Source organism: Sphingobium sp. GW456-12-10-14-TSB1 (genome assembly GCF_059424385.1).
This window is the reverse complement of the sequence record NZ_JBWKZI010000001.1, coordinates 1,842,254-1,861,287: the sequence shown is the minus strand read 5'-3', so window position 1 is coordinate 1,861,287 and position 19,034 is coordinate 1,842,254. Positions and strand designations below refer to the sequence as shown.

Here is a 19,034-nt window from a genome sequence, read left to right as displayed (position 1 = left end):
CGCCATGCCGTTCGTTGATATTCGTCTGGCCGGTAGCGTCACGCGCGAGCAGAAAGCCGCGCTGGTCGCCGACATCACCCAGTCGCTCGTTGAGCGGCTGGGGAAGCCGGCGGCTGCCGTGCAGATCAATATCACCGAACTGAGCCTGGAAAATTACGCGGCGGGCGGGCAGCTTTTGGCCGACCGCGCACCAGCGCCCTCTCATAGGGAGGACGCCATTGCTGCGGACACTCCCCGATGAGCGTTTAGGCCTATCCAATAGCGTTGGGGTTGCCAGTCCATCCGTTTTGGCGGAGGGGCACGCATGACCGAACGCAAATGCATATTGACCGGCGACCGCGCCGACCCTGAAACGCTGATCCGCCTGGCGATCGGACCGGACGGGCAGGTGCTGCCCGACGTCCGCGCCAAGGCGCCGGGGCGGGGCGCCTGGATCGGCGTCAGCCGGGCCGAGCTGGAAACCGCGCTCGCCAAGGGCAAGCTCAAGGGCGCGATCGCGCGTTCCTTCAAGGACGGGGCGCTTCAGATCGAGGCGGACCTGCCCGAACAGATCGAACAGGCGTTGCGGCAGGATCTGCTCAGCCGTCTGGGGCTGGAGGCGCGCGCCTCCATGCTGCTCACAGGTTCGGAAAAAATCGATACTGCGTGCCGCAAGGGGCTGGTCAAATTGCTGCTCCATGCCGCCGATGCGGCGGCCGATGGCAATCGCAAGCTGGACCAGGCGCTGCGCGTCGGGCAGGAAGCGGAAGGCAGCGATCTTGCAGGTATCGTCTTGCCTGTGGACCGCGAGGCCCTATCTATGGCAATGGGGCGCGATAATGTCGTCCATGTTGCGGTGACCGACTCGCGCGCGGCATTGCGCCTGCGTGCGGCCCTGGGCCGCTTGGAAAGCTATCTGGGTTGCGTTATCGAGGCGCCCGCGCAGGCGGAGGAGCGATCCTCCGCTGCGCAGGGTGCCGAGATTGCATGGAATGATGCGTCGGTGCCTGCACCGGCCGGTGATGAAGTGAAGGGTTAAGTTCAGTCGTATGAGTGACAGCAAGGAAGACAAGCCGGTTCTGGGCCGCAAGCCGCTGGGCATCAAGCGGACCGTGGAATCCGGCCAGGTGCAGCAGCAGTTCAGCCATGGCCGCAAGAATACGGTCGTGGTTGAGGTGAAGCGGCGCCGCGTCCTGGGCAAGCCGGGCGAAGCCGCCGGCGCTGCGCCCGCTGCTGCGCCACAGGCCGATCCGGTGCCCGCCGCTCCCGCGCCCGCAGCGCCCCGTCCCGCCGCCCCACCGCCGCAGCAGCAGCGCGCGCCGCAGCCTGCCCCCGCGCGCCAGTCGCCGCCGCAAAGCCTGATGTCGCGTCAGGAATTGCAGGCCAAGCTGCTGCGCGAAGCAGAAGAGGCGCGCATGAACGCGCTGGAGGAAGCGCGCCGTCGCGAAGCGGCCGAGCGCATAGCGGCTGCCGAAGATGAAAAGCGCCGGGCCGAGGAAAATCGCCAGGCTGCCGAAGCTGCCGCGTCCGCGCCCGCTGTCGAAGAAGCCAAGGCTCCCGAAGCGGCGCCAGCAGCCGAAGCACCCGCCGCCGCTGCGCCGCAGGACAGCGCCGCCGCGCCCGAAGCGGCTGCACCGACGGACGAGCAGCCCGCAGCCACCACTGCCGCGCCGCCGCCGCCGCGTCGCTTCACCCCGGTCACCCCGATCAAGCGGCCCGAACCGGCCAAGCCCGAACGCGCCAAACGGGGCGAGGATAATCGTCGCCAGGCTGGCAAGCTGACCGTCACCAAGGCGCTGGCCGATGACGACAGCGCCCGCGCCCGCAGCCTCGCTGCGCTCAAGCGCGCGCGTGAAAAGGAACGCCGCGCCCATTATGCCGGTGGCTCCAAGACGCGCGAAAAGCAGTCGCGCGACGTGGTGGTGCCAGAAGTCATCACCGTGCAGGAACTGGCCAACCGTATGGCCGAAAAGGGCGCGGACCTGGTCAAGTCGCTGTTCAAGATGGGTCAGGCGGTCACGCTCAACCAGTCGATCGATCAGGATACCGCCGAACTGCTGGTCGAGGAATTCGGCCACCGCATCCAGCGCGTGTCCGAAGCCGACGTCGAAATCGGCATCGAAGGCGATGTCGATCCGGTCGAATCGCTCAAGGTGCGCGCGCCTGTCGTGACGATCATGGGCCATGTCGACCATGGCAAGACCAGCCTGCTCGACGCGCTGCGCGGGACCGATGTGGTCGCGGGCGAAAGCGGCGGCATCACCCAGCATATCGGCGCCTATCAGGTGACGACCAAGGGCGGCGACATCATCACCTTCCTCGACACGCCGGGCCATGAGGCTTTTTCGGAAATGCGCGCACGCGGTGCGAACGTGACCGACATCGTCATTCTGGTGGTGGCGGCCGACGACGGGCTGATGCCGCAGACGATCGAGGCGATCAATCATACCAAGGCGGCCGGCGTGCCGATGATCGTGGCTATCAACAAGTGCGACAAGCCCGAAGCCAACCCGCAAAAGGTGCGTGAGCGCCTGCTCGAACATGAAATCGTGGTCGAGGATATGGGCGGCGACGTGCAGGACGTGCAGGTATCCGCGCTCAAGAAGACCGGGCTGGACGAGCTGATCGAGAAGATACTGCTCCAGGCCGAGCTGATGGAACTGACCGCCAACCCCGATCGCGCCGCCGAAGGCAATGTGATCGAGGCGCAGCTCGACAAGGGCCGTGGCGCTGTCGCCACCGTGCTGGTGCGTCGCGGTACGCTCAAGGTCGGCGACACGTTCGTCATCGGCGCGGAAAGCGGCAAGGTGCGTGCGCTGGTCAATGACAAGGGCCAGCAGGTCAAGTCCGCCGGTCCTTCGGTCCCGGTCGAGGTGCTGGGCCTGTCTGGCGTGCCGATGGCAGGCGACCAGATGACGGTCGTGGAAAATGAAGCGCGCGCTCGTGAGGTTGCCGCCTATCGTCAGGAACAGATCACCCGCAAGCGCACCGCATCGGTGCCGACGAACTTTGAAAATATGTTCTCGGCATTGAGCACGAAGGTCATCGAATATCCGGTGGTCATTCGTGGCGACGTGCAGGGTTCGGTCGAAGCGATCGTCAATGCGCTGAACCGCATTTCGACCGACGAGATCAAGGTGCGTATCCTGAGCTCCGGCGTGGGTGCGATCACCGAAAGCGACGTTACGCTGGCATCGGCCAGCCGCGCGCCGCTGATCGGTTTCAACGTCCGTCCCAATGCCAAGGCGCGTCCGCTGGCGATCCGCGAGAAAATCTCGCTGCGCTATTATGACGTGATCTACGACCTGCTCGAAGAAGTGCGCAATGAAATGGCGGGTCAGCTGGCCCCCGAACGCATCGAAACGATCGTGGGTCGCGCCGAAGTGTTGCAGGTGTTCCCTGCGGGCAAGAAGGACAAGGCGGCCGGGCTTCTGGTCAAGGAAGGCGTCATCCGCAAGGGGCTCAATGCGCGCCTTACCCGCGACGATGTCATCGTGTCCAAGACGGTCATCCACTCGCTGCGCCGCTTCAAGGACGATGTGTCCGAAGTGCGCGCCGGCATGGAATGCGGCGCCGTGTTGCAGGACACCAACGACATCAAGCCGGGCGATACGCTCGAACTGTTCGAGGTCGAGGAACGCGTCCGCACGCTGTGATAGGAAAGACATGGCCCCGGCTTTGGTCGGGGCCATGAGGTTTATATATGTCCAGTCAAACCCAAGGCCCGTCCGTTCGTGCGCTCCGCGTAGGGGAGCAGGTGCGCCACATTCTGTCCGACATTCTCCAGCGCGGTGACGTGCATGACGATGTGCTGGCGCGGCATGTCGTGAGCGTCACGGAAGTCCGCATGTCGTCCGACCTGCGCCACGCGACCGCCTTCATCAAGCCGTTGCTGGGGCGGGACGAGGAAGTGGTGCTGAAGGCGCTGCGGACCAACACCGCCTATTTCCAGCGCGAGGTCGCCGCGCGCACGCGGCTCAAATATGCCGCGAAGATCAAGTTTCTGGCCGACGACAGTTTCGACGAGGGCAGCCATATCGACAAGTTGCTGCGCGATCCCAAGGTTGCGCAGGATCTGGTCAAGGATGATGACGCGGATTGATTGCCGCCCACATTGTTCTTCGCCATGATGGCACTCCCCAGGCGGACCGGCATGTGATGGCATGTCCGCGCATGTGCAAGAATGAGGATCGAGCGATGCGGATGATGTGGCTGTTTGGCGTGGCGGCAGCATTGGGCGCCATCACCCCCGCCGCCGCCAAGGATCCCGCGATCCACCCCGCCGTCATCAGCGATCCCGCACCGGACGCCGCCCATCCGGCCGGCATGAGCGCCTTCGTCCTGCCTTCGGGCGATGGCGCGATGAACGCCGTCATGTACACCGCCGCCGGGGCCGGGCTGCATCCCACACTGCTGTTGCTTCACGGCTTTCCCGGTAACGAGCAGAATCTGGACCTGGCGCAGGCCGCGCGCCGGGCCGGATGGAATGTGCTGACGCTCCATTATCGCGGGTCGTGGGGCAGTCCGGGCAATTTCTCCTTCGGCAATGCGTCAGACGATGCCTTTGCCGCGCTGCAATTTCTCCAGCAAGCCGCGACCGTCGCCAAATATCGCATCGACACCAGCGCGATCGTGGTGGCCGGGCATAGCATGGGCGGCTTCATGGCGGCGGACATTGCCGCCGCCGAACCGCGCGTGGCCGGGCTGTTCCTGATCGACCCGTGGGATCCTGCGCAGACCGTCGCCGCGCTGGCGAGCGCGCAGGGCGAAGCGGCGTGGAAGGCGGAAGTGGAGAGCGACCTGCCGCCGCTGCATGGCGCGACCTATGACAGCCTGACCGCCGAGATAAAGGGCAATGGCGAGAAGTTCGACCTTGGCCGCCGACTGGCGGGCTATGGCCGTCGTCCGCTCACCATCCTTGGCGCTGAGAAGGGGCTGGGGGCCGAAGCGCGCACGGTGGCGGCGGATGCGCAGGGGGCCAATCCCAATGCGCGGCTGATGGTCTGGCCGACCGATCATAGTTTTTCGGACAAGAGGATTGCGCTGGCCGATGCGCTGGTTCGTTTCCTCTCTGGCGTCGCGCCGACCATCCGCTAAGCGTCGGGCATGGCAAAGCTCTATTTCTATTATAGCTCGATGAATGCGGGCAAATCCGCGACGTTGCTGCAATCGGACTTCAACTATCGCGAGCGCGGCATGGCGACGATGTTGTGGACTGCCGCGATCGACGATCGCTTTGGGCATGGCCGCATTGCGTCGCGCATCGGGCTGGAAACGGACGCGCATCTGTTCGATCCTGCGGTCGATATTTTCGCCGCCGTCGCGCGCCAGCATGCGGTGACGCCCCTGTCCTGCGTTCTGATCGACGAGGCGCAATTTCTGACCCGCGATCAGGTGTGGCAGATCGCCGCCCTTTGCGACGATCTCAACATCCCGGTGCTTTCCTATGGCCTGCGTACCGATTTTCGCGGGGAGTTATTTGAGGGTAGCGCCCACCTGCTGGGGCTGGCGGACACGCTGAGCGAGATCAAGACGGTGTGCGATTGCGGACGCAAGGCGACGATGAACCTGCGCGTGGATGGGCAGGGGCGGGCGGTGCGCGACGGCGCGCAGACGCAGATTGGCGGCAATGATCGCTATGTCGCACTCTGCCGCCGCCATTATCGGGAACAGATGGGCGGCTGACAAGCGGCCTGCCGCGGTGTAGGCGCGCGTCCATGCACGGCTGGATCATCCTCGACAAACCCCATGGCCTCGGTTCGACCCAGGCCGTCAGCGCGGTCAAGCGCGCGTTGCGAGACAGCGGGGCTGGCAAGTGCAAGGTCGGCCATGGCGGCACGCTCGATCCGCTGGCAACCGGCGTGCTGCCGATCGCGATCGGCGAGGCGACGAAGCTCGCCGGGCGGATGCTCGACAGCGACAAGGAGTATGAGTTCACAATTCAGTTTGGGACGCAGACTGATACACTCGACTGCGAAGGCAAAGTGATCGCTACAAGCGACTATCAGCCTGGTTTCGGGGCATTGGAAACAATTTTGGAACAGCAGTTTCTCGGTGAAATCGAGCAGATTCCTCCTGCCTATTCCGCTCTTAAAATCGACGGTGAACGGGCATATGATCGTGCCCGTGCTGGCGAAGATGTAACGATGCCGACACGCAAAGTGACGATTATGTCATGGCGTTACATCGCAGAAGGTTTTATTGGCGAATGGGATGCTAGCGAGCAATATGCGACGTTGGGCGTCACAGTTTCCAAGGGCACCTATATTCGCAGCCTTGCCCGCGACATTGCGCTGGCGCTCGGCACGGTCGGCCATGTGACCATGCTGCGCCGGATCAAGGCGGGGCCGTTTACCCTCGATTCCGCGATTTCGCTGGACAAATTGCGTCATGCTGCTAACGAGCGCGCCATCGGTAGCCTTATGCTGCCGCTGACGGCGGGGCTGGACGACATCCCGGCTCTCCCCGTCTCGCCCGATCAGGCCCTGATGCTCCGACAGGGGAAGGTTCTGACCGGGATCACTGCCACCACTGGCCTTCATCTGGCGATGGACGGGATTATCCCCGTCGCGCTGGTCCGGTCGGATGATCATCAGATCATCGTGGTGCGCGGTTTCAACCTGATGTCGAAGGATGACGAATAGATGACGATTACTGCCGAGCGCAAGGAAGCGCTGATCAAGGAATATGCCCGCGCCGAGGGTGACACGGGTTCGCCAGAGGTCCAGGTTTCGATCCTGACCGAGCGGATCACCAACCTGACCGAGCATTTCAAGGGTCACCACAAGGATAATCACAGCCGTCGTGGTCTGCTGATGATGGTCAACAAGCGTCGTTCGCTGCTGGACTATCTCAAGAAGAAGGATCAGGCGCGCTACGCCGACCTGATCGCCAAGCTGGGCCTGCGCAAGTAACGCGGACCTTCAACGGGACGGCCCCCATGCGGGGCCGTTTCTGATTCTGAAACATGGCGTCGGGCAATCCGGCACGGCGTTCATGATACGGGGGACACTTCCCCACACCGTTCGGGCTGAGCCTGTCGAAGCCTTCTGCCGAGCGAAGCGAAGTTTGCTTCGCCTGCGCTCAGCTAAGCCCTTCGACTTCGCTCAGGGCGAACGGATATGAGGAGTTCGCTCCTCACCCATGGAGCCTCACCGGCTCCGCCAAAGGCCCCGCCCGGCAATAGGGCCGATGCGGGCGAAGGAAAAAACTATGTTTGATGTCAAGAAAGTATCGATCGAGCTGGCCGGCAAGACGCTGACCCTCGAAACCGGCCGCATCGCCCGCCAGGCTGACGCCGCCGTGCTGGCGACCTATGGCGAAACCGTGGTGCTGTGCGCCGTGACCGCCGCCAAGAGCGTGAAGGAAGGCCAGGATTTCTTCCCCCTGACCGTTCACTATCAGGAAAAATATTCCGCCGCCGGCCGCATTCCCGGCGGCTTTTTCAAGCGTGAGCGCGGCGCGACCGAAAAGGAAACGCTGGTTTCCCGCCTGATCGACCGCCCGATCCGTCCGCTGTTCCCCGAAGGTTTCTATAACGAAATCAACGTTATCGCCCAGGTGCTGTCGTTCGACGGCGAAAGCGAGCCGGACATTGTGGCGATGATCGCCGCGTCGGCTGCGCTGACCCTGTCCGGCGTGCCCTTCATGGGACCGATCGGCGCGGCCCGCGTCGGTTACAAGGATGGCGAATATCAGCTCAACCCGTCGCTGGACGAGGCAAAGGCCGGTGAACTCGACCTGGTCGTCGCCGCGACCTACGACGCTGTGATGATGGTCGAATCCGAAGCCAAGGAGCTTTCGGAAGAAGTCATGCTGGGCGCCGTCCTGTTCGCGCATGACGCGAGCAAGAAGATTGTGGACGCCATCATCAGCCTGGCTGAAAAGGCGGCCAAGGATCCTTGGGACATGCCGCAGGGCGACAATCTCGATGACCTGAAGAAGAAGCTGAAGAAGCTGATCGGCAAGGACATCACCGCCGCCTACAAGCTGACCGACAAGTCGGCGCGTTCCAACGCGCTGAACGAAGCCCGCGCCAAGGCGAAGGCGTCGTTCGTTGCCGATGGTCTCGACGCCCAGACCGTAATGGCCGGCATCAAGCTGACCAAGAAGCTGGAAGCGGAAATCGTGCGCGGCGCCATCCTGAAGGACGGCAAGCGCATCGACGGCCGCACGACCACGCAGATCCGTCCGATCGAAGCAATGGTCGGCTTCCTGCCCCGCACCCATGGTTCGGCCCTGTTCACCCGCGGTGAAACGCAGTCCATCTGCACCACCACGCTGGGCACCAAGGACGCCGAGCAGATGATCGACGGCCTGACCGGCCTGCATTATGAAAATTTCATGCTGCACTATAACTTCCCGCCCTATTCGGTCGGTGAAGTCGGCCGCTTCGGCGCGCCGGGTCGTCGTGAAGTGGGTCATGGCAAGCTGGCCTGGCGTGCGCTGCACCCCGTGCTGCCCAGCAAGGACGAATTCCCCTACACGATCCGCGTCCTGTCCGACATTACCGAATCCAATGGTTCGTCCTCGATGGCGACTGTCTGCGGCGGTTCGCTGTCGATGATGGACGCAGGCGTGCCATTGAAGCGCCCGGTGTCCGGCATCGCCATGGGCCTGATCCTGGAAGGCAAGAATTTTGCCGTCCTGTCCGACATTCTGGGTGATGAAGATCATCTGGGCGACATGGACTTCAAGGTGGCCGGTACGTCCGAAGGCATCACCACGATGCAGATGGACATCAAGATTGCGGGCATCACGCGCGAAATCTTTGAAACCGCGCTTGCCCAGGCGAAGGAAGGCCGTGCCCACATCCTTGGCGAAATGAGCAAGGCGCTGGCTTCGACCCGGACCGAACTGTCGGCCCATGCCCCGCGCATCGAGACGTTGCAGATCGACAAGTCGAAGATCCGCGAAGTCATCGGCACCGGCGGCAAGGTCATCCGCGAAATCGTCGCCGAAACCGGCGCGAAGGTCGACATTGACGATGAAGGCCTGATCAAGATCAGCTCGTCCGATCCGGCGCAGATCGAGGCTGCACGCAAGTGGATTCTGGGCATCACGCAGGAAGCGGAAGTCGGCAAAATCTATGACGGCAAGGTCGTCAACATTGTCGATTTCGGTGCGTTCGTGAACTTCATGGGGGGCAAGGACGGTCTGGTCCATGTTTCCGAAATGAAGAATGAGCGCGTGGAAAAGCCCACCGACGTCGTGTCGGAAGGCCAGGAAGTGAAGGTCAAGGTCCTGGAGATCGACCCGCGCGGCAAGGTGCGCCTGTCGATGCGCGTCGTCGATCAGGAAACCGGCGAAGAACTGGAGGATACGCGTCCTCCCCGCGAAGCGCGCGAGCCGCGCGGTGATCGTGGTCCGCGCCGTGATGGCGGCGGCGACCGTGGCCCGCGTCGCGAAGGCGGCGAAGGTCGTGGCGATCGCGGTCGCGGCCCGCGCCGCGATGGTGGCGATCGTGGTCCGCGTCGGGAACGCAGCGAAGGCGGCAACGAAGACGGCCCGGCGCCGGGTGGTCTGCCCGACTTCCTGACCCAGGATTGATCGTTCATCCGACGAACTGAGGTTAAAATGGGGCGTCCGGTTCAGCCGGGCGCCCTTTTTTTATGTCGGGCGCGCAATGGACTAATTTCGATCAAGGCATAGAATCAAAGTTCTGCTACTGTAACGATAGATCATTTGGGGAACATCCATGCAGCGGAGCAATGCGCGCTTTGTCGAACGCCTTCCGCTCGTCCTCGACCGGCCAGCTTATGCCTATGGACTGACGCTGCTCTTTTCCGGCGCGGCGTTGCTGCTGCGGATTGCGGCCGAACCGCTGCTGCCCAATGGCTATCCGTTCGTCACCTTCTTCCCGGCGGTCATCCTGTCATCCTTCCTGTTCGGGATCGGGCCGGGCATTTTTGCGGCGATATTCTGCGGACTGCTATCCTGGTATGTCTTTATCGCGCCATTTTACAGCTTCGTCATGAACCCGGCGGTGGCCGTCGCCATGCTATTCTATATCGGCGTGGTGGCCGTCGACATCATGCTGATTCATTTCATGCAGCGCGCCAATTTTCATCTGGCGGTGGAGCGCGAGCGCAGCCGCGCGCTGGCGGAAAACCGGGAGCTTCTGTTCCACGAACTCCAGCACCGCGTATCCAACAATCTTCAGGTCGTCGCGGCCATGCTGGCGCTTCAGCGTCGCCATGTCGATCATGATGTGGCGCGCAAGGCGCTGGACGATGCGTCCGCACGGCTGGCGCTGGTGGGCCGCATCAGCCGTGCGCTCTATGATCCGTCAGGCAAGGGGCAGGACATTCGCGGCTTCCTGACCGCGCTGTCCGCCGACGTGCTGGAAGCGAGTGGTCGCACCGACATCGATGTTGCGGTGACAGCGCCCCACGGGCTGGCGATCGAGCCGTCCGTCACCGTGCCGCTGGCGCTGATCGTCGCGGAATCGGTGAGCAATGCGATCGAACATGGCCTGCCCGACCGGCCCGGCAAGGTGGCGGTGATGCTGGAGGAAGTGGAGGGCGCGCTGGCGCTGCGCATCGTTGATGACGGTCATGGCGTTGCCCCGGACTTTCAGCATGATTCCAGCGAATCGCTGGGGCTGCGCATTGCCAATGCGCTGGCGGCGCAACTGGGCGGGCGCTTTTCGCTGACGCCGGGCGCGAATGGCGGCGCAGTGGCGCGGCTCGATCTGCCTGCACGGACAGCCTGTTGATCCTGACTCCATTCTGCCGCTTGGCGGCAGCGATCCGCTCGGCTATGACCCGCCCCATGCTGATGAAAACCGTAACGCGCATCGGCGCGGCCACCGCCCCGCTTCTGCTTGCAGCCCTGCTTGCAGGTTGCGCGACGTCCAAGAACAAGGCCGACACGCAATATGTCGCCCGTGACGTGTCGACCCTCTACAATAGCGGCAAGGACCGGCTCGATCGCGGCCAGTATAAGCTCGCCGCCGCGCTGTTCGACGAAGTGGAGCGTCAGCATCCCTATTCGCCCTGGGCGCGCCGGGCGCAGCTCATGTCGGCGTTCAGCTACTATATGAACAGTGACTATGCCGAATCCATTTCGGCATCACAGCGCTTCCTGTCGATCCATACCGGCAACAAGGACGCGCCCTACGCTTATTATCTGATCGCGCTCTGCTATTATGAGCAGATTGCCGATGTCAGCCGCGACCAGAAAATCACGCAGCAGGCGCTAGACGCGCTGGGCGAACTGATCCGCCGCTATCCCGACACACGCTATGCCGCCGATGCCCGGTTGAAGGTCGATCTGGTCAACGACCATCTGGCCGGCAAGGAAATGGAAGTGGGCCGTTTCTACCAGCGGCGTGGCCAGTGGCTTGCTGCCACGCTGCGTTTCCGCACCGTCATCGATAAATATCAGACCACGACCCACACGCCCGAAGCGCTGGAGCGGCTGGTCGAATCCTATCTTTCGCTCGGCATTCTCGACGAAGCGCGCAAGGCCGCGGCCGTGCTGGGCGCCAACTATCCCGGCACCAAATGGTATACGCGCAGCTACAAGCTGATGCAGGAACATGGCGGCACGGCGTAGTCGCCTTTCTTGCCTGTTCCCCTTTTGTGCATTGACGGGTAGAAGCGCGTCATGCTGAGCGCCTTGTCCATCCGCAATGTCGTGCTGATCGAGGCGCTGGACCTGGATTTTGGCGCTGGCCTGTCCGTGCTGACCGGGGAAACGGGGGCGGGCAAATCTATCCTGCTCGATTCGCTGGGGCTGGCGCTGGGCGCCCGCGCCGATAGCGGGCTGGTCCGCACTGGCGAGGCGCAGGCCAGCGTCACCGCGACCTTCGACCCGCCGCCTGCCGGTCATCGCGCCGCGATGCTGCTGGCGGACAATGGCATCGAGATGGAGCCGGGCGAGCCGCTGCTGATCCGCCGGACGGTGAAGGCCGATGGCGGGAGCCGCGCCTTCGTCAATGATTCAGCCTGCTCGGCTGCGCTGTTGCGCGAACTGGGCGGGTGCCTGGTGGAAATTCACGGCCAGCATGACGATCGCGGTCTGCTCAATGCGCGGGGGCATCGCGCGCTGCTCGATGCCTATGGCGGCTGCGATGCAGGCGCGGTCGGCGCGGCATATGGGGCCTGGCGCAAGGCGGCGAACATATTGGCAGAAGCCCGCGCGACCGTCGATACCGCCGCGCGCGACCGTGACTATCTGGCCCATGCCGTCGATGAATTGACCCGCTTTCGCCCCGAACCGGGGGAGGAGGCGACGCTGGCGGAAGAACGCGCGTCGATGCAGAAGGGCGCGCGCCTGACCGACGATCTGTCGGCCATTGCCGACTGCCTGACTGGCTCCGACGGTGGCCTTGCCCAGTTGCGGCAGGCGGCGCGGCGGCTGGACCGGATCGCGGCGGAGGATGAGCGACTGGCGGCTGTCCTCGAAGCGCTGGACCGGGCCGTGGTGGAGGCGGGCGAGGCGGAGGACCGGCTCGCCGAAGTGGCCGAAGCATTGAGCTTCGATCCCGCCCGGCTCGACGACATCGAAACCCGGCTGTTCGACCTGCGCGGCCTGGCGCGCAAGCATCAGGTGCAGCCCGATGATCTGGCCGACCTGTGCGTCGATATGGCCGCGCGCCTGACCGCGATCGAGGGTGGGGAGGAGCATATCGCCGCGCTGGAGGCGGACGTTGCCAAGAAGGCGGCGGCCTATCGGACCGCTGCGCAGGCGCTGTCGGACGAGCGCCAGCAAGCCGCCGGCAAGCTGGACGCGGCGGTCGCGGCGGAACTCGCGCCATTGAAGCTGGACGCCGCCCGTTTCCGCACCGTGGTCGCCTCGCTGGATGAGGGGCAATGGAGCGGGCAGGGCATGGACCGGGTCGAATTCGAGATTTCGACCAACCCCGGCGCACCTTTCGCCCCGCTGACGAAAATCGCGTCGGGTGGCGAATTGTCGCGCTTCATCCTGGCGCTGAAAGTCGCGCTGGCGGAGCAGGGCGGGGCGGACACGCTGATCTTCGACGAAATCGACCGGGGCGTGGGCGGCGCGGTGGCGTCCGCCATTGGCGAACGCTTGTCGCGCCTCGCGCGCAGCAACCAGATATTGGTCGTCACCCACAGCCCGCAGGTCGCGGCGCGGGGCGCTGGCCATCTGCTGATCGCCAAATCGAGCGACGGCACGGTGACGCGGACGGGCGTTCATGCGCTCGACGACGCGGAACGACGCGAAGAAATCGCGCGGATGCTGTCGGGCGCGGAAATTACCGCGGAAGCGCGCGCGCAGGCGGAACGGTTGCTGGAGCGGGTTTAGCCTGCGCGGGAACACGGACAATGGCATGGCAAGGGAAAGCATGATGACCCATAACCGTAGAGACATGCTGGGCCTGACCGCCGCCGCCATCGCCGCCAGCGCCATTCCCGCCACCGCGCAATCGGCCCAGCCCCGCTACGGCCTGATCGGCCAGATGATCGCCAAACCCGGCAAGCGCGACGCATTGCTGACCTGTCTGCGCGAAGGCACGACCGGGATGCCCGGCTGCCTGTCCTACGTCATCGCGCTCGATACCGCCAACCCCGACGCGCTGTGGATCACCGAAGTGTGGGACAATCGCGACAACCACATGGCCTCGCTCAAACTGCCCGCCGTGCAGGCCGCCATCGCCAAGGCCCGCCCGATCATCGCCGGTTTCGGGCAGCGGTTCGAAACGGTGCCGGTGGCGGGCATCTGAAACAGCGCGCGCCCGCTTTCACCGGAGCATAACAGCGGTTATGTCCACCCCTATGACCGATCCCGCCACTCTCTCCGAAGCCGAAGCTGCCAACCGTCTGATGCGTCTGGCGCGCGAAGTGGCCAAACATAACCGGCTCTACCATGATCAGGACGCGCCGGAGATTAGCGACGCGGACTATGACGCGCTGATCCGCGAGAATAATGCGCTGGAAGCCCAGTTCCCGCACCTCGTCCGCGCCGATTCGCCCAATGCGCAGGTGGGCGCGGCCCCCACCTCCGCGCTCAAGAAAATCCCCCACGCCGTCCGCATGATGAGCCTCGACAATGGCTTTGCCGATGAGGACATTGCCGAATTTCTTGCCCGTGTGCGTCGCTTCCTGGCGCTGCCCGACGATGCGCCGGTCGCGCTGACCGCCGAGCCGAAGATTGACGGCCTGTCCTGTTCGCTGCGCTATGAGAAGGGCGAACTGGTGCTGGCCGCGACGCGCGGCGACGGCGCGACGGGGGAGGATGTCACGGCGAACGTCCGCACCATTGCCGATATACCCCAGCGGCTGACGGGCGACGCGATCCCCGACCTGTTCGAAGTGCGCGGCGAGGTCTATATGGCCAAGGCGGATTTCACCGCGCTCAACGCCCGATTGCTGGCGGAGGCGGACGATCCGGACAAGGCGCGCCAGTTCGCCAACCCCCGCAACGCCGCCGCCGGATCGCTGCGGCAGAAGGACGCGAGCGTCACCGCCAGCCGCCCGCTGCGCTTCCTGGCCCATGGCTGGGGCGCGCACAGCGCCTTGCCCGCCGACACGCAACTGGGCGTGATGCAGGCGATTGCCGCCTGGGGTCTGCCGGTGTCGGACCGGCTGGTATGCGTCGACACGCTCGACGCCCTGCTCGCCCATTATCGCAGCATCGAGCGTGCGCGCGCCGACCTGCCCTTCGACATTGACGGGGTGGTGTATAAGGTTGACCGGCTCGACTGGCAGCAGCGGCTGGGCTTCGTTGCGAAGGCGCCGCGTTGGGCGATCGCGCATAAATTTCCCGCCGAACGCGCGCAGACGACGCTGGAGGCGATCGACATTCAGGTCGGGCGCACGGGCAAGCTGACTCCGGTGGGTCGGCTGACCCCGGTGACCGTCGGCGGCGTCGTCGTCTCCAACGTCACGCTGCACAATGCCGACGAGATCGCCCGGCTGGGCGTGCGGCCCGGCGATCGCGTCATCGTCCAGCGCGCGGGCGACGTCATCCCGCAGGTGGTCGACAATCTCGACCGCGACCGTCCCGGCGCGCCCTATATGTTCAAGCCCGAATGCCCGATCTGCCACAGCGAGGCGGTGCGCGAGGAGGGCGAGGTCGATTATCGCTGCACGGGCGGGCTGATCTGCCCGGCGCAACGGTTCGAGCGGCTGCGCCACTTCGTCAGCCGGGTCGCGCTCGACATTGAGGGGCTGGGGGAGAAGTCGATCCAGGAATTTCTGGACCTTGGCTGGATCACCGAACCGGCCGATATTTTCCGCCTGAAGCGCCACCGCCCCGACCTGATCGGCCGGGAAGGGTGGAAGGAAAAGTCGGTCGACAATCTGCTCGCCGCGATCGAGGCGAAGCGTGCGCCGGATGCCGCGCGGCTGCTGTTCGGCCTTGGCATCCGCCATGTCGGCGCGGTGACGGCGCGCGATCTGATGAAGCGCTATACGACGCTGCCGGCCGTGCGCGCTTTGGCGGAAGAGATTATGGCTCTGCGCGACCAGCCATTTGACACGTCGGCCAAACGCGACAAGGCGATCGCCGACCATATCGGGGTGGAAAATGTCGGCGCGGCGGTGGGCCATGCGCTCGCCGACTTCTTCCATGAACCGCACAATGTCGCGGCCTGGGACGATCTTCTGTCCGAAGTTACGCCGCCCGACTATGTCGTGGAAACCACCGCCAGCGCCGTCACCGGCAAAACCGTGGTGTTCACCGGCAAGCTGGAAACGATGAGCCGCGACGAGGCCAAGGCGCAGGCCGAACGACTGGGTGCGAAAGCGGCGGGATCGGTCAGCGCCAAGACCGATCTGGTCGTCGCCGGGCCGGGGGCCGGGAGCAAATTGAAGCAGGCCGCTGCGCTGGGGATCAAGGTGATCAGCGAAGAGGAATGGGCGGAGATTGTGAAGGCGGCGGGATGAAGCCGACAGCCCTTCGTTCCGAGCGGTCCTAAGCCGCCATCGCCTCCACCCCTGCATCATGGGCGCGCCGGGCGGCCATGATGTCGCCGACATGGGCTTCGGCCCAGCCGGTGATCTGGTCCAATATGCCGATTAGCCCGCCTGCCAGCGGGGTCAGCCGATATTCCACCGTCACCGGCACGGTGGCAAAGGCGGCGCGGCTGACCAGGCCGTCGCGCTCCAGGCTTTTCAACGTCTGCGACAGCATCTTTTGCGAAATCGCGCCGATCCGGCGACGCAGCAGGTTGAAGCGTACCGGCCGGTCCTTCAGGCTCAGCAGCACCAGCACCGCCCATTTGTCGCCGATCCGGTCGAGGATGTGGCGCGTCGGGCAGTTGGGATTATAGGCGTCGCCGATGCGCGGCGTTGGCGTGGCACTCATGGGCGGTATCCTCGACGTAACCAGGTGAAGGCAAAGTGCCTTCTTGCACCCCTGATAGCCAATTATCTATCTGGTTTCCATTGGTAACCACTTATGGAGATGGATATGAAAGTAGCGATCATCGGCGGCACGGGTCGCGCGGGGCAGGAAATCAGCGCGGAACTGGCCCGGCGCGGGCATCAGGTGACGGCGATCGCCCGTCATCCCGAAAAGGCGGTGCAGCATGCCGCGATCACTGCGGTTGCGGGCGACGTCAACCATCCTGAAGCGCTGGTGGCCGCAATTACCGGCCATGATGTCGTCGTCAGCGCAGTGATGTTTTCCGATACCGATCCAGCCTCGCTGGTGGACGTCGTGCGCCAGTCGGGCGTGCCGCGCTATCTGGTCGTGGGCGGCGCCGCCAGTCTGGAGGTGGCGCCGGGCGTGCCGCTGATCAGCACACCGGAATTTCCCAAGGAATATCTGCCCGAAGCCAGCCGGGGCAAGGCGTTCCTGGACTATCTGCGCGGCGTGGACGACATTGACTGGACTTATGTGTCGCCCTCGGTCTTCTTCTTCGTCGGCCCGCGCACCGGCAGCTTCCGGTTGGGCACCGACCAGTTGCTGAGCGACGCCGATGGCAAAAGCAGCATATCCTTTGCCGATTATGCCATCGCGCTGGTCGATGAAATCGAAACGCCGCGCCACAGCCGCCAGCGCTTTACCGTCGGCTATTGATGCGGGGGTAGGCGAGGGGGCTTAGGCCGCCCCCTCCACCTTGTCCTGCGTCCTGGTTGCAAAGTCGCCCGCGTCGTGACGCTCGTGCAGTTGCTCGTTCAGCGGGCCGCTTGTCTTGTTGACGATCCGTCCGCGCGCCACCGCCGGGCGGGCGTCGATCTGCCTGGCCCAGCGCAGGACATGGGTATAGCTGCCCGCGTCCAGAAACTCGGCCGCATCATAGGCGCGGCCCAGCACAACGCCGCCATACCATGGCCAGATGGCCATGTCGGCGATGCTATATTCATCGCCCGCCATATAGTCATTGTCCGCCAGATGCCGGTCCAGCACATCGAGTTGCCGTTTCACTTCCATCGCGTAGCGGTTGATCGGATATTCGTATTTTTCCGGCGCATAGGCGTAGAAATGGCCAAAGCCGCCACCCAGCAGCGGCGCGCTGCCCATCTGCCAGAACAGCCAGCTGAGCGCTGCCGTGCGCTTGGCCGGATCGGTCGGCAGGAAGGCACCGAATTTTTCGGCAAGGTAAAGCAGGATCGCGCCGGATTCGAACACGCGCTGCGGCGGGGAAACGCTATGGTCCATCAGCGCCGGGATCTTGCTGTTGGGATTGACCGCGACAAAGCCGCTGGAAAACTGGTCGCCATCGCTGATCCTGATCAGCCAGGCATCATATTCGGCGGCGCTGAACCCCGCCGCCAGCAATTCCTCCAGCAGGATCGTGACCTTCTGCCCGTTGGGCGTCGCCAGCGAATAGAGTTGCAGGGGATGCTGCCCCACCGGCAGATCCTTGTCATGGGTGGCGCCCGCAATGGGCCGGTTGATATTGGCGAACTGGCCGCCATTGGCCTTGTCCCACGTCCAGACGGCAGGGGGGGTATAGGTGTCGGTCATGCGCGCAGGCTCCAGCTTGTTCTACGCGCGGGAGGTAGGAAGCCATGCGCCGTGCCGCAACCGCTGCGCCTTTCTATCCGCCGCTATGTCGCACCACCAGCACGCTGACCGGCGACTGATGGACGATGGCCGACGCGTTCGATCCCAGCAGCTTCGACGACATGGATGGCTGATGCGATCCGATGATGATCAGATCCGCGCCGGTTCGTTCCGCTTCACTGATGACTTCATCGCGCACCCTGCCGCGCCGGGTCGAAAAACTGACCTGCTCTTCGGTCAGTCCGGCCTGCATGGACCATTGCCGCATCGCGGCCATGGCCTCATCCTCCTCCCGCTGATCGAAATCGCCGACCAGCAGATCGGAATAGCGCGATGGCAGGTGGTAGCGCACGTTGAGCAGGTGCAGCTTCCCCTGCGGCCCGGCGATGGCGGCAGCCCTAGCGATGGCGGCCTTTGCATTGTCCGGATCGTTGATGTCGACCGCGACGACGATTGTGCCGAAATGCATCCTCTGTCCTTTCCTGTTATGACTAGACAACGAGGACGGCGGAAAAGCGATGCGACCGCCATCAAAGAATGCGCTGGCGACATATCTCGCCGGAATGCGCAACAGACGGGAAATGTCGGCCGAAAAAATCACCGCGAAAATTTCGCTACTAATCCTTGACCCGCCTTTTGGTTGCACCATATGAGGGCGCGCTAGCACTCTCCTTCAATGAGTGCTAACAGCGACGCAGTTTATCGGGAGCAGGATAAGGCGAGTGCGGTTTTCGGGGGGATTCATCCCCGGATCGCGCGCCGGACCGATCCCAAACAGAAGGGAAAGGCAATCAACATGGCATTTCGTCCATTGCACGACCGTGTTCTCGTCCGCCGCATCGAAGCGGAAGCTAAGACCGCCGGTGGCATCATCATCCCCGACACCGCCAAGGAAAAGCCGCAGGAAGGCGAGATCGTGTCCGTCGGCACCGGCTCGAAGGCTGAAGATGGCAAGGTTACCCCGCTCGACGTCAAGGCTGGCGATCGCGTCCTGTTCGGCAAGTGGTCGGGCACCGAAGTCAAGGTCGACGGTGAAGACCTGCTGATCATGAAGGAATCGGACATTCTGGGCGTTGTCGCCTAACCCGATCCTTTTCCTGACTATTCCCATTTGCAAGAAAGAGGGTTTT

19 protein-coding genes are annotated in these 19,034 nt (G+C 64.0%); 16 read left to right on the top strand and 3 right to left on the bottom strand.

The genetic code is table 11. The features are described from left to right. The first annotated feature begins 4 nt into the window (after positions 1 to 4). The 14 genes from AC07X9_RS09050 to ligA all read left to right on the top strand — a co-directional run bounded on the left by AC07X9_RS09050 (position 5) and on the right by ligA (position 15,836). Positions 5 to 241, top strand: coding sequence for a tautomerase family protein (locus AC07X9_RS09050; RefSeq protein WP_017184174.1), 237 nt, complete (start codon positions 5 to 7; stop codon positions 239 to 241). Positions 242 to 304: 63 nt separating this feature from the next. Beyond that, on the top strand, positions 305 to 1,018 hold the full coding sequence (locus AC07X9_RS09045; protein WP_017184175.1) for a DUF448 domain-containing protein: 714 nt from the start codon (positions 305 to 307) through the stop codon (positions 1,016 to 1,018). 10 nt (positions 1,019 to 1,028) lie between these two features. Next, the gene (gene infB / locus AC07X9_RS09040) at positions 1,029 to 3,635 is read left to right on the top strand and encodes a translation initiation factor IF-2 (RefSeq protein ID WP_086485748.1); all 2,607 of its coding nucleotides are present in this window, start codon (positions 1,029 to 1,031) and stop codon (positions 3,633 to 3,635) included. Between the two features lie 47 nt (positions 3,636 to 3,682). Further along, positions 3,683 to 4,081: a 30S ribosome-binding factor RbfA gene (gene rbfA / locus AC07X9_RS09035; protein ID WP_017184383.1), complete on the top strand. Its 399-nt coding sequence runs from the start codon at positions 3,683 to 3,685 to the stop codon at positions 4,079 to 4,081. A gap of 95 nt (positions 4,082 to 4,176) precedes the next feature. Continuing rightward, a complete protein-coding gene (locus tag AC07X9_RS09030; protein ID WP_026002621.1) occupies positions 4,177 to 5,076 on the top strand; it encodes an alpha/beta hydrolase family protein in 900 nt (299 codons plus the stop codon). A 9-nt stretch (positions 5,077 to 5,085) separates the two neighbouring features. Further along, on the top strand, positions 5,086 to 5,664 hold the full coding sequence (locus tag AC07X9_RS09025) for a thymidine kinase (RefSeq protein ID WP_017184381.1): 579 nt from the start codon (positions 5,086 to 5,088) through the stop codon (positions 5,662 to 5,664). A gap of 32 nt (positions 5,665 to 5,696) precedes the next feature. Then, positions 5,697 to 6,623 (top strand): tRNA pseudouridine(55) synthase TruB, encoded by a 927-nt coding sequence (truB, locus tag AC07X9_RS09020; RefSeq protein WP_017184380.1) that lies wholly within the window; start codon positions 5,697 to 5,699, stop codon positions 6,621 to 6,623. Continuing rightward, positions 6,624 to 6,893, top strand: a complete 270-nt coding sequence (rpsO, locus tag AC07X9_RS09015) for a 30S ribosomal protein S15 (RefSeq protein ID WP_017184379.1) — start codon at positions 6,624 to 6,626, stop codon at positions 6,891 to 6,893. A 298-nt stretch (positions 6,894 to 7,191) separates the two neighbouring features. Continuing rightward, on the top strand, positions 7,192 to 9,528 hold the full coding sequence (gene pnp / locus AC07X9_RS09010) for a polyribonucleotide nucleotidyltransferase (protein ID WP_017184378.1): 2,337 nt from the start codon (positions 7,192 to 7,194) through the stop codon (positions 9,526 to 9,528). Positions 9,529 to 9,676: 148 nt separating this feature from the next. Beyond that, entirely contained in the window at positions 9,677 to 10,696 is a 1,020-nt protein-coding gene (locus AC07X9_RS09005) for a sensor histidine kinase (protein ID WP_017184377.1), read from the top strand. Between the two features lie 56 nt (positions 10,697 to 10,752). Continuing rightward, a complete protein-coding gene (locus AC07X9_RS09000; RefSeq protein ID WP_017184376.1) occupies positions 10,753 to 11,538 on the top strand; it encodes an outer membrane protein assembly factor BamD in 786 nt (261 codons plus the stop codon). Positions 11,539 to 11,589: 51 nt separating this feature from the next. After that, complete coding sequence (gene recN / locus AC07X9_RS08995; protein ID WP_017184375.1) at positions 11,590 to 13,254, top strand: DNA repair protein RecN; 1,665 nt, start codon at positions 11,590 to 11,592, stop codon at positions 13,252 to 13,254. A 43-nt stretch (positions 13,255 to 13,297) separates the two neighbouring features. Continuing rightward, a complete protein-coding gene (locus tag AC07X9_RS08990) occupies positions 13,298 to 13,672 on the top strand; it encodes a putative quinol monooxygenase (RefSeq protein WP_026002620.1) in 375 nt (124 codons plus the stop codon). A gap of 52 nt (positions 13,673 to 13,724) precedes the next feature. Further along, a complete protein-coding gene (gene ligA, locus AC07X9_RS08985) occupies positions 13,725 to 15,836 on the top strand; it encodes an NAD-dependent DNA ligase LigA (protein WP_017184373.1) in 2,112 nt (703 codons plus the stop codon). A 28-nt stretch (positions 15,837 to 15,864) separates the two neighbouring features. On the opposite strand, the gene AC07X9_RS08980 is transcribed toward ligA, so the two are convergent. Further along, positions 15,865 to 16,257, bottom strand: coding sequence for a winged helix-turn-helix transcriptional regulator (locus AC07X9_RS08980; RefSeq protein ID WP_017184372.1), 393 nt, complete (start codon positions 16,255 to 16,257; stop codon positions 15,865 to 15,867). A gap of 105 nt (positions 16,258 to 16,362) precedes the next feature. On the opposite strand from AC07X9_RS08980, the gene AC07X9_RS08975 reads away from it, so the two are divergent. Continuing rightward, positions 16,363 to 16,974 carry an NAD(P)-dependent oxidoreductase gene (locus AC07X9_RS08975; protein ID WP_017184371.1) on the top strand — a complete coding sequence of 204 codons (612 nt, stop codon included), beginning with the start codon at positions 16,363 to 16,365 and terminating at the stop codon, positions 16,972 to 16,974. A gap of 21 nt (positions 16,975 to 16,995) precedes the next feature. Here the strand turns inward: AC07X9_RS08975 and yghU are convergent, their stop codons facing one another. Beyond that, positions 16,996 to 17,865: a glutathione-dependent disulfide-bond oxidoreductase gene (yghU, locus tag AC07X9_RS08970; protein WP_017184370.1), complete on the bottom strand. Its 870-nt coding sequence runs from the start codon at positions 17,863 to 17,865 to the stop codon at positions 16,996 to 16,998. Between the two features lie 73 nt (positions 17,866 to 17,938). Then, on the bottom strand, positions 17,939 to 18,373 hold the full coding sequence (locus AC07X9_RS08965) for a universal stress protein (protein ID WP_017184369.1): 435 nt from the start codon (positions 18,371 to 18,373) through the stop codon (positions 17,939 to 17,941). A 327-nt stretch (positions 18,374 to 18,700) separates the two neighbouring features. Between AC07X9_RS08965 and groES the strand changes: the two genes are divergently transcribed. Beyond that, positions 18,701 to 18,988 (top strand): co-chaperone GroES, encoded by a 288-nt coding sequence (gene groES / locus AC07X9_RS08960; RefSeq protein ID WP_007704439.1) that lies wholly within the window; start codon positions 18,701 to 18,703, stop codon positions 18,986 to 18,988. Positions 18,989 to 19,034: the final 46 nt, after the last annotated feature.

Excerpts from the sequence above, each read along its gene's own strand:
- AC07X9_RS09050 (WP_017184174.1), top strand. The coding sequence starts at position 5 with ATGCCGTTCGTTGATATTCGTCTGGCCGGTAGCGTCACGCGCGAGCAG.
- AC07X9_RS09045 (WP_017184175.1), top strand. The coding sequence starts at position 305 with ATGACCGAACGCAAATGCATATTGACCGGCGACCGCGCCGACCCTGAA.
- infB (WP_086485748.1), top strand. The coding sequence starts at position 1,029 with ATGAGTGACAGCAAGGAAGACAAGCCGGTTCTGGGCCGCAAGCCGCTG.
- rbfA (WP_017184383.1), top strand. The coding sequence starts at position 3,683 with ATGTCCAGTCAAACCCAAGGCCCGTCCGTTCGTGCGCTCCGCGTAGGG.
- AC07X9_RS09030 (WP_026002621.1), top strand. The coding sequence starts at position 4,177 with ATGCGGATGATGTGGCTGTTTGGCGTGGCGGCAGCATTGGGCGCCATC.
- AC07X9_RS09025 (WP_017184381.1), top strand. The coding sequence starts at position 5,086 with ATGGCAAAGCTCTATTTCTATTATAGCTCGATGAATGCGGGCAAATCC.
- truB (WP_017184380.1), top strand. The coding sequence starts at position 5,697 with ATGCACGGCTGGATCATCCTCGACAAACCCCATGGCCTCGGTTCGACC.
- rpsO (WP_017184379.1), top strand. The coding sequence starts at position 6,624 with ATGACGATTACTGCCGAGCGCAAGGAAGCGCTGATCAAGGAATATGCC.
- pnp (WP_017184378.1), top strand. The coding sequence starts at position 7,192 with ATGTTTGATGTCAAGAAAGTATCGATCGAGCTGGCCGGCAAGACGCTG.
- AC07X9_RS09005 (WP_017184377.1), top strand. The coding sequence starts at position 9,677 with ATGCAGCGGAGCAATGCGCGCTTTGTCGAACGCCTTCCGCTCGTCCTC.
- AC07X9_RS09000 (WP_017184376.1), top strand. The coding sequence starts at position 10,753 with ATGCTGATGAAAACCGTAACGCGCATCGGCGCGGCCACCGCCCCGCTT.
- recN (WP_017184375.1), top strand. The coding sequence starts at position 11,590 with ATGCTGAGCGCCTTGTCCATCCGCAATGTCGTGCTGATCGAGGCGCTG.
- AC07X9_RS08990 (WP_026002620.1), top strand. The coding sequence starts at position 13,298 with ATGACCCATAACCGTAGAGACATGCTGGGCCTGACCGCCGCCGCCATC.
- ligA (WP_017184373.1), top strand. The coding sequence starts at position 13,725 with ATGACCGATCCCGCCACTCTCTCCGAAGCCGAAGCTGCCAACCGTCTG.
- AC07X9_RS08980 (WP_017184372.1), bottom strand. The coding sequence starts at position 16,257 with ATGAGTGCCACGCCAACGCCGCGCATCGGCGACGCCTATAATCCCAAC.
- AC07X9_RS08975 (WP_017184371.1), top strand. The coding sequence starts at position 16,363 with ATGAAAGTAGCGATCATCGGCGGCACGGGTCGCGCGGGGCAGGAAATC.
- yghU (WP_017184370.1), bottom strand. The coding sequence starts at position 17,865 with ATGACCGACACCTATACCCCCCCTGCCGTCTGGACGTGGGACAAGGCC.
- AC07X9_RS08965 (WP_017184369.1), bottom strand. The coding sequence starts at position 18,373 with ATGCATTTCGGCACAATCGTCGTCGCGGTCGACATCAACGATCCGGAC.
- groES (WP_007704439.1), top strand. The coding sequence starts at position 18,701 with ATGGCATTTCGTCCATTGCACGACCGTGTTCTCGTCCGCCGCATCGAA.